Genomic DNA, 12272 nt, shown 5'->3' with positions numbered 1-12272 from the left:
CGGACGCCGTCCCGCTGGCCGGCCCGGGTCACATCGTCGCGGTGACCTTCTTCAGCCCGCGCGGGGCGTCCGGGTCCTCACCCCGGGCCAGCGCCAGGGCGAGGGCCAGGCGCTGCAACGGCAGGATGTCCAGCAGCGGGGCGTACCGCTCGTCGACCTCGGGCACCGCCATCCGGGTGGCCCCCTCGACCTCGGCCGAGCCGACCACCACGACGTCGGCCCGCCGCTCGCCGAGGCGGGGCAGCACCTCGCCCATGGACCGGCCACCGGGGCCGGAGCCGACCACGGCCAGCACCGGGACGTCCGGGTCGGTCATCGCCAGCGGGCCGTGCAGCAGGTCGGCGCCGGAGAATGCCAGCGCCGGCAGGTAGGACGTCTCCATCAGCTTCAGCGCCGCCTCCCGGGCGGTCGGGTACGCGTACCCCCGGCCGGTGGTGACGAGCTGGCCGGCGAACCGGTAGCGCGGGGCGAGCTGGGTGGGGGTGGGGTCGGCGAGGGTGCGCTCGGCCAGTTCGGGGAGGCGTTCCAGGGCGGCCCGCTGGTCGGCCGGCAGCACGCCGTCCCCGGCCCGGACGCCCTCCACCAGCAGCAGCAGGGCGAGCAGTTCGGCGGTGTACGTCTTGGTGGCGGCGACGGCCCGCTCGTGCCCGGCGGCGATGTCGACGCCCAGCTCGGCGGTCCGGGCCAGCGGTGAGCCGGGATCGTTGGTGACCGCCAGGGTGAGCGCGCCGGCCTCGCGGGCGGTGCGCAGCACCTCGGTCAGGTCGGGTGAGCCGCCGCTCTGGCTGACCCCGACGACGAGCGCGTCGGAGAGGTCGGGGCGGGCCCCGTAGACGGTGACCGCGCTCGGCGAGGCGAGCCCGGCGGGCAGTCCGAGCCGGATCTCGGTCAGGTACGCCCCGTAGAGGGCGGCGTGGTCGGAGGTGCCCCGGGCGGTGAAGACCACGTGCCGGGGGCGGCGTTGGGCGACGGCCGCCGCGACCCGGGCGATCGCCGCGGCGTGCTCGGTGGAGAGCAGCCGCGCGTAACCGGCCGGCTGCTCGGCGATGTCGGCGGCCATCCCGGCCCCTGGCTGCGTCACGGAAACTCCCCTCGCTGCGCGATCGCCGCGCGTTTCATGTTCAGTCTTGCACGATTCTGTCGCTGGGGACAATCCAGCGCGCACTAATGAGCAGAAGATCGGCATCGGTTGCCGGCATCCCCTACGCTTGCCCAGCCCTGGCAACCCCCTGCTAGTGAGAGGCCGACGTGTCGGAGGAGCCACCCGCGCTGACCGCGGCCGAGGAACTCGCCCTCGCCCGGCTCGCGCTCGACGAGGGCGACCTGGCCCACGCCGCCGACCACCTCGCCGCCGCCCTGGTGCTGGCACCGACCCTGCCCGACACGCACGAGACGCTCACCCGGATCGCCGCCGCCTCGGGCGGTGACCTCGACCTCTTCCCGCTCGGCCAGCGGGCACACGTCGGGGCCGTGGTCGCCCGCGCCCACCTGCTCGCCGCCGCCGGCCGCCCGGCCGAAGGGCTCGACCTGCTGGTCGCCGCCACCGGCCACGCCCCCGGCGTCGACTGGGCCGGGGTGCCCTGGGTCACCGCCCCCGAGCTGGCGAACCGACTCGACCCGGACCGCTGCGCCCGGATCCTCATGCAGGTCTGCGCCGCCGTGCCCGACCCGGTCCCCCGCGCCGGGCGGGCACCCCTGACGCCGTACCTCACCCTGGCCCGGCACGCGGTCGCCGCGCACCCCCGGCACGCCCTGCTGCTCGGGGCGGCGTCCGCGCTGGCCCGGCGGCTCGGCGAGATCACCCTCGCGGTCACCTGGGCCAGCCGGGGGGTACGCGAGACGCCGTCCAAACTCGGCGAGGTCTGGCTCGGGTATGCCTACCGCAGCGCCGGGCGGACCCGCGACGCCCTGGCCGCGCTGGAACGGGCCGTCGGGCACGACCCCGACGACCTCGCCGTCTATGCCGACATCGCCGGCACCCTGGCCGACCACGGCCGACTCGACGACGCCCTCGGCTGGATCGACCGGGCGCTGGCCCGCGACCCGACCTTCGACTGCGCGGTGCACACCGCGCACCGGCTGCGGTTCCTGCGCGACGGCGACGTGGCGCACCTGGTCGACCTCGCCGACTTCACCCGGGACCACCCGGACGACAGCCACGAGCACACCGACCTCGCCGAGTCCTGCCGGGGACGCCCCTGGCTGGGGCAGGTCACCCCGGCGACCGGCGCGATGGTCGACGCGCTGCGCCGCGCGCTCGCCGCCGACGGCTTCCCCGACGCGGCGGTACGCCTCGACACCGTCGAACCACCGAGCGCGATGCGTACCGTCACCGCCGCCGTGCCCGCCCTGCACGTCGAGGTGACCGGGGTGGCCGAACCGGACCCGCGCGAGCCCCGTCGGGACACCGGCTACCGGCTCTGGCGTTACGACGGCACCACCGCCGCACCGACCCTGCCCGCCCCGTCCCCGGCCGCCGCCGAGCGGGTACGCCACCTGGCCCACCCCGCCTGGCCGCACCCACCGGCCGCGTACGACGCGGCGGTCGGGCTGGCCACCCTGGACCTGGCCGACCTGCTCGGTCTGCTGGTGCACCCGCCCGACGCGCCGCCGACCGCGCTGGGCCGGGTGCTCAGCGGCCAGGACCCGTCGCTGTGGGTCCGGTGCGTGCAGGTCTGGGCCTGCCTCGGCCTGCTGCACCACAGCACGGACGAGCCGTGGGCGACCTCGACCCGCCGCCGGGTACTGGTGGAGCTGATCTGGGGCGTGGAGGACTGGATCACCGAAGCGGCGCTGTTCGCCCTGGTCACCGCCGCCTGGATCGACCCGACGGTACGCCCCGACGTGGCCGGGCTGGTGGCCGAGCGGCTCGCCGACGTGGCGGCCGTCGCGCAGGACCGGCCGGTGCCGATCGCCATCTCCCTGGCCCACCTGGCGCTGGCCACCCCGGCCGTCGACCCGGACACCACCGCACTGGCCCACCGGCTGCTCGCCACCCCGGCCGGGACCCGTCGGTCCGGTCCCCTGGCCCGTGCCTGGCGTCGCCTCACCGCCCTCGTCCGCCGCCGACCCCGCTCTCGCCCCCGCCCGGATTGATCAACCCACCCGAGCCGACGTAGTGGTGTCCGGACGGGTTGATGCCGCACCATCGGCCCCAGCGAGTCGATCACCGACGCGGGGACACGACGGACGCGGACACGGACACGACGGACGCGGGCACGGGCTGCCGACTGCGGCACCGCCGCTTGATCGACTCCTCGGGGCCGAGGTAGCGGTATCCGGTCGGGTTGATGCCGCAACATCGGCCCCAGCGAGTCGATCACCGACGCGGGCGGGCACGGGCACGGGCGGGCACGGGCGGCCAGATACCGCACCGACTCATGGGGGCGGAGGTAGCGGTGTCCAGTCGGGTTGATGCCGCTACATCGGCCCAGAAGAGCTGATCATGATCGGGAGGCATCGGCCACGCGGACACCCGGCGAAGGGGCCCGCCCCCGTAGCTCGATCAACTCATCTGGGCCGATGTAGCGCAATCCGAGCGGGTTGATGCCGCACCATCGGCCCAGGCGAGTCGATCACCGACACGGGTGCGACGGACACGGGTGCGACGGACACGGGTGCGACGGACACGGGTGCGACGGACACGGGTGCGACGGACACGGCCGGCCCGTACCCCTGGCGGGGACGGACCGGCCGTTACGGACGGGACCGGGTCAGGAGACCGGGGCCTTGCCGAGGGCGATCTCGGCCTGCTCCTCGCCGCTGGCGTCCGGCGGCGGGGCGGCGTTCGCCGTGCGCAGCGGGATCTCCCGGATGAACCAGGCGAGCACCGGCACCGCGATCGCGATGATCATCGCCCAGAAGAAGACGTGTGAGATGGCGTCGGAGAGCCCGCCGAGCACCACCTCGCGCGCCTGCGCCGGCAACTCCTTGAGCTTCGTCAGGTCCATCCCCCGGCCCTCGCCGGTGCCCCCGGCGAAGGCGCTGCCGGCCGGCGAGTCGGCGAGCCGGTTGGCGAAGATCGCCCCGAACAGCGAGATGCCGAACGAACCACCGATGGAGCGGAAGAAGGTGGCCGCGCCGCTGGCCGCGCCGAGGTCCTTCTGCTCCACGCTGTTCTGCGCGATCAGCATCGAGGTCTGCATCAGGAAGCCCATGCCGGCGCCGAGGACCAGCATGTAGAGGGACGACTCGAGCTTGCCGGTGTCGACCTCCAGCAGGGACAGCAGCGCCATGCCGACGGCCATCACCACGCCGCCGACGATCGGGAACATCCGGTAGCGGCCGGTCCTGGTGATGGCCCGGCCGACCACCAACGACACCACCAGCATGCCGAACATCAACGGGAGCAGGAGCAGGCCGCTGTTGGTGGCCGAGGCGCCCTGCACGGTCTGCTGGTAGAGCGGCAGGAAGTTCATCGCGCCGAACATGGCGAAGCCGAGCAGGAAGCCGATCACCGAGATCAGCGCGAAGTTGCGGTTGGCGAAAAGGCCGAGCGGCAGGATCGGCTCGACGACCCGCCGTTCGACGATGCCGAAGGCCACCAGGCTGACCAGGGCCAGCGCGGCGAGGCCGAAGATCTGCGCGGAGGCCCAGTCGTACTCGTTGCCGCCCCAGGTGGTGATCAGGACGATCGCGGTGATGCCGACGGAGAGCAGGCCCGCGCCCAGCCAGTCGATCCGGTGCTCGGTGCGGTACTTCGGCAGGTGCATGGTGGTGGCCAGGATCAGCAGCGCGAGGCCACCGAGCGGCAGGTTGACGTAGAACGCCCAGCGCCAGGAGAGGTTGTCGGTGATGAACCCGCCGACCAGCGGGCCGGCGACCATGGCGATCGCCATGATGCCGGCGATCATGCCCTGGTAGCGGCCCCGCTCACGCGGCGGGACCAGGTCGCCGATGATCGCCATCACGCCGACCATCAGGCCGCCGGCGCCGAGCCCCTGCACGGCCCGGAAGGCGATCAGCTCGACCATCCCGTTGCCGGTGCCGCCGAGCAGCTCGGAGCCGGACATCCCGCACAGCGCCGACCCGATCAGGAAGACGACCACCGAGGTCAGGAAGACCGCCTTGCGGCCGTAGAGGTCGCCGAGCTTGCCCCAGATCGGGGTGGAGACCGTGGTGCCCAGCACGTACGCGGTGACCACCCAGGTGAAGTGGTTGACGCCGCCGAACTCGCTGACGATCCGCGGCAGCGCGGTGCTGACGATCATGTTGTCGAGCATCGCGAGCATCATCGCGATCATGAGGCCGAACAGCACCACCCGGATGTTGGGTTTCGCCCTCGCCTGGGTTTCCTGAGTCATGGGTAAGCTCCCCCGGAGATCTGTCGCACTTACTTGCCGCCCGGCTAGTCACCTTACTAGCCGCACGGTAAGTTGGAGGGCGGGACCCCGTCAAGCGAGTTGGGTGGTAGGTACAGGTGACTCAGAGCACAGGCGGCACGCGCGGGCGCATCCAGGCCGTCGCCCTGGAGCTCTTCACCGAGCAGGGATACGAGAAGACCTCGCTCCGGGAGATCGCCGAGCGCCTCGGCGTCACCAAGGCCGCCCTCTACTACCACTTCAAGAGCAAGGAAGAGATCGTCAACAGCTACGTCGAGGACCGGTTGCACCGGATGGACGAGCTGATCGACTGGGCCCGCGACCAACCGGCCAGCCGGGCCACCCGGCGGGAACTGGTCAGCCAGTACGCCGACACGATGTTCGCCCCCGGGCAGTCCGTGGTGATGCGGTTCTTCGAACAGAACCAGACCGTGCTCAAGAGCCTCGTCGCCGGCCAGCAGATGCGTGAGCGGATGTTCCGCCTGGCCGACGCGATCTGCCAGGGCGACGACTCACCCCGGGCCCAACTGCGGGCGACGCTCGTGCTGTTCGCCGTACACAGCAGCTGGTTCGCCGTCCGGGCCCCGGACATCACCGACGACGAACGCAAGAAGATCGCCCTCGAACTGGCCGACGAACTGCTGGCCGGCATCGAGGAGAGCTGACCGCTCAGGCCGGACCCGGTGACTGCGGCCCGGGTCGTATCCTCGTGGCCGACTACGTTCAGCCACAGCGTCCCAGTGGCCACCCCCGACGGCCTGCAGATGGCAGCCGTGGTGACGTGCCGACGGGTCACCGGGCCATTGGCGGGCTGCATATCGTGCAGCAGCGCGAGCAGTTCCCGCAGGGTCACCGGTAGTCCTCGTCGCCGATGACCACCTTCTCCCGGGCGGGATCGGCGTCAACGAGCGCCCGGTAACCGGCCACCGGGCGCTCGTCTGGTCCGTCGGATCTGTGATGCCTGGGTGTGACTGCGGGTTCTCTTCCTGGTCGCGGTCGGCTGCAATGGGCGTATGACGTTTCGTGGTGGTTCGGGTGCGGGAGGCGGGCGGCGTGGTATGCCTGCTCAGAGGCAGGGATGGAGGGCAGCAAGTCAGTCTGCGACCGGTCCTCGGACGTTGCGTCCACCCCGGCCGGCAGCGACCCGATTGGCGGTGGGGACGGTCGACGTCAAACCCGACCCGTGGCAGCGCCTAGTGGCCATCGGCAGCATCCTGTCGGTGTTGCTCGTGGCCATCGGCCTGTACAGCACCAACGAGGCCAACCGTCAGACCAGCGAGGCCAATCGTGAGCAGCAACGGCTGACCGAGCAGGGGCAAATCACCGACCGATTCACCAAAGCCGTCGAGCAACTCGGCCAACCCGGTCCGGAGAAGGTCGATGTACGCCTCGGCGCGATCTACGCCCTGGAACGCATCATGCGCGACTCCGCCGTCGACCACCCCGCCGTCGTCAGCGTCCTGACCTCCTTCATCCGCGTTCACGCCCCCGTCGATCCCGCCACGACACGCAATCCGAAACCAGTCAGCCAGGCCCACAAGCCGCCCTCGCCACCGGTTGACGTCCAAGCCGCCCTCACCGTGCTCGGGCACCGCGATGCCACCCGAGATCAAGGCCGGCTCGACCTCACCGACGCGAACCTGACCGGCGCGAACCTGACCGGCGCGAACCTGGCCGGCGCGACCCTGACCGGCGCGAATTTGAACCGCGCGAACCTGCGCAGCCGGCTCGACATTGACATGCCCCACGTGGTCGCGCGGAGCAGTCTCGACGTGGACCTGTCCAGCCTGCCCGGCGTGAACCTGACCGGCGCGGACCTGACCGACGCGGACCTGACCGACGCGGACCTGACCGGCGCGGGCCTGACAGATGCGAACCTAACCGGCGCGAACCTGACCGGCGCGAACCTGTACCACACGACCCTGACCCGTGCGAACCTGACCGGCGCGAACCTGAACCGCGCGGACCTGCTCAGCGCGAACCTGACCGGCGCGGACCTGCTCAACGCGACCCTGAACCGCGCGGACCTACTCAGCGCGAACCTGACCGGCGCGATCCTGCTCCGTGCGAACCTGACCTCCGCGAACCTGATCTCCGCGGACCTGACCGGCGCGACCCTGACCGGCGCGACCCTGACCGGCGCGACCCTGAACCGCACGACCCTGACCCGCGCGAACCTAACCGACGCGAACCTAACCGACGCGAACCTAACCGACGCGAACCTAACCGCCGTGAACCTGAGGTGTGCTCGTACCAATGCTCGGACGCAGTTGCCTTTGGGGGTGGTCTGGCCGGCGCCGTGTGGCTGACGCTTCCGGGCCCTACGCCAAAGGGCGGGCCCAGGTGAGGAAACGGTCGGTCACGTCGACCGGGCGACCGCCGTCCAGCTGCGCGAGGTGGTCCTCCGCTTCGGCTTTCCAGCCCGCGAGCAGCGCCAGCAACCGGGGCCGGTCGTCGGCGTACGTCGCGAGCAGGGCGAGCTTCGCCTCCCCGCAGGGCCACGGGTGCGCGTCCACCCGGCACAGCCAGGTCGGGGGCAGGGGCGTGTGCCGCCCCGGGATCACGCCGGTCACGAGGTCGGCACCTTTCGCGGGACCGGCCTGCGGACTGCCGGCCGGAGGGCCGGGGCCTTCAAGGGCTCGACGCCGGCAGGCTTGAGGAACAGGGTCCGCCGGGAGACCGCGTCGCCTGCGGCGTCGAGCACGTACGCGTCGATCCACACCCACCCGTCGTACGTGTGCCAGTCGGTCAGCACCCGGATGACCCGGACCGTGATCGGCCGGACGAACTGCACGCTGGCGGCGCGGGACAGGCGCAGCACGTCGCCGGAGCGAATCAGCAGCGGGGTCACCGCGCGGGCCTCCGCTCCCGCCAACGGCACTCGGGAGTGACGTTCGCCAGGCGGCCGGGACCCCGCCACGGCGGAACGACCGGGCCGATCGGACCCGGCAGGTACGGGCGCGCGGGCGGCGGGTCGGCGGCCGGCTTCGGGCGCGGCGCTGGTGGAGGATCTGTCGGCTTCGGCTTGTCGGGCACGGTGCTCCCCTGACGTCGTGGCGTTGGAAGGGGGCCGCCTCCCACCCCTCCGAAGGAGGCGGCCCCCGCAGCAGACACGACCGGCGTTGTCCACTCCGGCCGGCGGCGTCGCTCTGAACACGACTCTCGCAGTCAGTTGCGGGACGAGTACACAGCGTTAGATCATTCCAACGGGACCGCTGGGACGTCCCAGGTGCGCTACAGAGGGGTAACGCGGATGAATCACGCGGTGAAGGTCGCGATGCTGGACGCAGGCGAAACCGCCGAGAGTCTGGCAGCTCAGGTGGGTGTCGACCCGAAGACAGCGGCGCGATGGGTGAGTCACGGACGCATCCCGCGCGCCCGGCACCGGGTGCGGGTCGCTTCGATCCTCGGGCGGGACGTGCTCGACCTCTGGCCGGACGCGCTGAAGCGCCGCGAACCGGCGTGGTTCCGCCGGTGGGCGGACATCGAGCGAGAGGCGGTCGAGCTGCGGTGGTTCGAGCTGGCATGGGTGCCGGGTCTACTTCAGACCGAAGCGTACGCGCGGGCGACGCTGGCTCTGGCGACACCCGCCACCGACGAGGTTGACGAGCTGGTGACGGCGCGCATGCAGCGGCAAGCGATTCTCCACTGGCCACAGCCGCCGCTCGTCGTCGCGGTGATCGACGAAGCAGCCCTCCGACGGCGTGCAGGACGCGACGGCAAGCTGATGCGCGAGCAGTGCGAGCACATTGCGGCCTGCGCCGAACTGCCGTCCGTGCAGGTCCATGTAGTACCGCTCGACACGCCGATCTATCTAGGCATGGGCGGGCCGTTCATCCTGGCCGAGTTGCCGGACGGCGCGCGGGTGGCGCACCAGGACAGCCCGGCCAGGGCGCACATCACCGACGACGCGGCAGAAGTTGCTAGCCTCGAACGGAGATGGGCGCGCATTGTCGGCGAGGCCCTCCCCCGGGCACAGTCTCTCGACCTCGTGAGGAAAGTGGCAGCGACATGGACATGACCGGCGCGCAGTGGCACAAGAGCACCAGGAGCGGGGACAACGGCGGGGCGTGTGTCGAGGTGGCCGACAACCTGCCCGGCGTCGTCCTCGTCCGGGACACCAAGGACCGCGACGGCGCTACGCTGACGTTCACTCCCGGCGCCTGGCGCGGGTTCGTGAGCTTCGCGAAGGCATCCCGCTAGACAAGGCGTTGGGGCCCCGGCCGGACGGCGGCCGGGGGCCGCCTGCTGTCCGGGGCCACCGTGACCCAGCGACCCCGCAGGCGGCCACATCGCCCTCGGTCACGCCGCCCGCGCGGCCATCGTTCACCAGACGCACCTCTAGCCACCACCGATCTGCCGTTGGCGTGGCACAGGTAGGCAGCGCGGATGGCGCGGTCGCAGCATTCCCCACCTTGTGCAGGCCCCGCTGTGATGCCATCCCGGTGTCACCCCTCGGACTGCTCACCGTCGCCGCGCTGTTCAAGCAGAGCCCTCAGGTTGCTCATCGCCCCGGTGTGGCCGGCGTCGGCTGCGCGTCGATACCACTGCTCCGCCTCCTCCTGGCTATCACCGCTCTGTTCAAGCAGAATCCCCAGGTTGTTCATTGCGTCGGTGTGGCCAGTGTCGGCTGCGCGTCGGAACCACTGCTCCGCCTCCTCCCGGCTATCACCGCGCTTGGCAAGTAGAACGCCCAGGTTGCTCATCGCCCCGGTGTGGCCGGCGTCGGCTGCGCGTCGATACCACTGCTCCGCCTCCTCCTGGCTATCACCGCTCTGTTCAAGCAGAATCCCCAGGTTGTACATCGCCCTGGTGTAGCCAGTGTCGGCTGCGCGTCGGAACCACTGCTCCGCCTCCTCCCGGCTATCACCGCCCCGGGCAAGCAGAACGCCCAGGTTGCTCATCGCCCCGGTGTGGCCGGCGTCGGCTGCGCGTCGATACCACTGCTCCGCCTCCGCCTGGCTGCCGCGCTGTTCAAGCAAAACGCCCAGGTTGTACATCGCCTCGGTGTGGCCGGTGTCGGCTGCGTGTCGGAACCACTGCTCCGCCTCCGCCTGGCTGCCGCGCTGTTCAAGCAGAACGCCCAGGTTGCTCATCGCCCTGGTGTGGCCGGTGTCGGCTGCGCGTCGGAACCACTGCTCCGCCTCCTCCCGGCTATCACCGCCCCGGGCAAGCAGAACGCCCAGGTTGTACATCGCCTCGGTGTGGCCGGTGTCGGCTGCGCGTCGGAACCACTGCTCCGCCTCCGCCTGGCTGCCGCGCTGTTCAAGCAGAACGCCCAGGTTGCTCATCGCGTCGGTGTGGCCGGTGTCGGCTGCGCGTCGGAACCACTGCTCCGCCTCCTCCCGGCTATCACCGCCCCGGGCAAGCAGAACGCCCAGGTTGAACATCGCCTCGGAGTGGCCGATGTCGGCTGCGGTGCGCCACGCCTGTTCAGCGATGTCTAACCGTTGGGCGAAATAGGCATGAGTGCCGATGGTGGCGGCTTGGGGGGTGGTGGCGATGGTGAGCAGGGTGTTCCAGACCTGGTCGGGGACCGGGGTTGCGGCGAGGGGGCCCTGGCCGGTGGTGGTGCGGTCGAGGAGGTAGTCGGAGGCGGTGTAGGTGCCGTTTTCGTGAGGAAGGAGGCAGGAACTGGCACCGAGGACCCGTTCGCACGCCCATTGGAGTCCTTGAGTAATGGTGGGTAGATCGGCGCGGTGTCTCCAGGCGGGGGACAGGTAGGGGCGGTAGAGCTTGGCGAGGATGTCGCGGGGGACGGGGGCGGTGTAGCCGGCGCGGCGGCAGTCCACTGCGGCGCTGATGAGGGCGTGTCCGACCTCGAACGAGGGGCCGTCGCCGACCGACCAGCGGCGCATCATGGCCGGGCCGGCGGCGAGGTATTCGGCGAACCCGACCCCGGCGGTTAGCGCAGCCGCGATCCGGTCGTCGCCGGTGGCCTCGGCGTCGGTGCGCTCGGAGTCGGTGAGGTGCTGACCGACCGGGATGCGCCGTCGGCCCCGGATCTGGGCCACCAGTTTCGCCGCAGCCTCGTCCAGCCCGGCCGTGATGAGTTCTTGGCCTTGGCCGCCTCGGGTAGCGGCGTGGTCGAGGCGGGATAGTTCCTCGTCACGGATGGTGGCCACCACCACCACGTCGGCCCGCCCGGAGGGGCACAGACGTTGAAGCAGCGCCTGGTCGATGCCTCCGGGGGTGAGGAAGCGCTCCAGGTCGTCAAGCCACACGACCGCATCCCTGATCGGGTAGCCGGCCTCGACCAGATCTCTCAGCGCCCCCGCGTACGCCGGGGTGAGTAGCTGGTGGTGCGGGCGAAGCCGGTGGATGGCCTCGAACGCGCTGCGGCTCTTGCCGGCGGCTGCCTTGCCGTGCAGCAGCACGATCCCGCCTTCGGCGATGGCCCATTCCAGGTCATCGTCACCGGTGCGGGGAACGTAGGGAGGAAGGTCCTGGTCATGGCGGTCGGTGGTGTCGATAGCGGGTTTGACGCCCAGGTCCAGCGGGTCGACCTGCTCCACCAACGGCGGCCGCCCGTCGTCGCGGAGGTGCAGCAGGCACCCGAGGGGTACGGACTCAGTCGGGCTGGCGGTGCCGGGCTTCCTGCCTGGTCGCGTCTTGAGCCAGCCGAATACCAGCCCTACCGCTCCGAGGATCCCGAAGGCGATGCTGGTGATCTTCTCAGCCCGGTCCAGACCTTGCTTCACCAGGAAGTACACCACCGGGGCAACGACTGCGGCCGAGGAGAGCAGCAACACGATCTGGCGGAGTCGTCGCCGCACCGACATGAAGGCCACACGTCATTCTGACGGTGACCGGCAAGAAACGCAGACCCGCCATCTCACCCGCGCCAGCCCGCCCATCAGCTGAGAGCATTCTCGACCTCAGCCAGGCGTAGACGGCGTGCTCGTCTTCCTCCGGGGGCATGGGTGGCCAGCGAAGATGACGGCCGCCGAT

General features: G+C 71.1%; 10 protein-coding genes. 5 read left to right on the top strand and 5 right to left on the bottom strand.

The features are described from left to right. Positions 1–28: 28 nt before the first annotated feature. The gene (locus ACN265_RS03985) at positions 29–1060 is read right to left on the bottom strand and encodes an SIS domain-containing protein (RefSeq protein WP_421411360.1); all 1032 of its coding nucleotides are present in this window, start codon (positions 1058–1060) and stop codon (positions 29–31) included. A gap of 188 nt (positions 1061–1248) precedes the next feature. Here ACN265_RS03985 and ACN265_RS03980 point away from each other — a divergent pair, with 188 nt between their 5' ends. Further along, positions 1249–3096 carry a tetratricopeptide repeat protein gene (locus ACN265_RS03980; RefSeq protein ID WP_421406067.1) on the top strand — a complete coding sequence of 616 codons (1848 nt, stop codon included), beginning with the start codon at positions 1249–1251 and terminating at the stop codon, positions 3094–3096. A 617-nt stretch (positions 3097–3713) separates the two neighbouring features. On the opposite strand, the gene ACN265_RS03975 is transcribed toward ACN265_RS03980, so the two are convergent. Next, positions 3714–5303, bottom strand: coding sequence for an MDR family MFS transporter (locus ACN265_RS03975; protein WP_421406066.1), 1590 nt, complete (start codon positions 5301–5303; stop codon positions 3714–3716). 116 nt (positions 5304–5419) lie between these two features. Here ACN265_RS03975 and ACN265_RS03970 point away from each other — a divergent pair, with 116 nt between their 5' ends. Together ACN265_RS03970 and ACN265_RS03965 are read left to right on the top strand one after the other, a co-directional pair. Further along, positions 5420–5986, top strand: a complete 567-nt coding sequence (locus tag ACN265_RS03970) for a TetR/AcrR family transcriptional regulator (RefSeq protein WP_421406065.1) — start codon at positions 5420–5422, stop codon at positions 5984–5986. Between the two features lie 489 nt (positions 5987–6475). Next, positions 6476–7630, top strand: a complete 1155-nt coding sequence (locus ACN265_RS03965; protein WP_421406064.1) for a pentapeptide repeat-containing protein — start codon at positions 6476–6478, stop codon at positions 7628–7630. A gap of 12 nt (positions 7631–7642) precedes the next feature. On the opposite strand, the gene ACN265_RS03960 is transcribed toward ACN265_RS03965, so the two are convergent. Together ACN265_RS03960 and ACN265_RS03955 are read right to left on the bottom strand one after the other, a co-directional pair. After that, a complete protein-coding gene (locus ACN265_RS03960) occupies positions 7643–7894 on the bottom strand; it encodes a flavin reductase (protein WP_421406063.1) in 252 nt (83 codons plus the stop codon). Next, complete coding sequence (locus ACN265_RS03955) at positions 7891–8163, bottom strand: hypothetical protein (RefSeq protein WP_421411358.1); 273 nt, start codon at positions 8161–8163, stop codon at positions 7891–7893. Before ACN265_RS03955 ends, ACN265_RS03960 begins: the two co-directional genes overlap by 4 nt. 411 nt (positions 8164–8574) lie before the next feature. Between ACN265_RS03955 and ACN265_RS03950 the strand changes: the two genes are divergently transcribed. Both ACN265_RS03950 and ACN265_RS03945 read left to right on the top strand, forming a co-directional pair. Next, complete coding sequence (locus tag ACN265_RS03950; protein ID WP_421406061.1) at positions 8575–9342, top strand: DUF5753 domain-containing protein; 768 nt, start codon at positions 8575–8577, stop codon at positions 9340–9342. Further along, the gene (locus tag ACN265_RS03945; protein WP_421411356.1) at positions 9339–9524 is read left to right on the top strand and encodes a DUF397 domain-containing protein; all 186 of its coding nucleotides are present in this window, start codon (positions 9339–9341) and stop codon (positions 9522–9524) included. Before ACN265_RS03950 ends, ACN265_RS03945 begins: the two co-directional genes overlap by 4 nt. A 245-nt stretch (positions 9525–9769) precedes the next feature. On the opposite strand, the gene ACN265_RS03940 is transcribed toward ACN265_RS03945, so the two are convergent. Next, positions 9770–12103 (bottom strand): tetratricopeptide repeat protein, encoded by a 2334-nt coding sequence (locus ACN265_RS03940; RefSeq protein WP_421411354.1) that lies wholly within the window; start codon positions 12101–12103, stop codon positions 9770–9772. Positions 12104–12272 lie beyond the last annotated feature (169 nt).

Source organism: Micromonospora sp. WMMD730, from assembly GCF_049178955.1.
Taxonomy (GTDB): Bacteria; Actinomycetota; Actinomycetes; order Mycobacteriales; family Micromonosporaceae; genus Micromonospora; species Micromonospora wenchangensis.
Note: the sequence above shows the minus strand (reverse complement) of the source record. Positions and strands in the feature narration are given on the sequence as shown.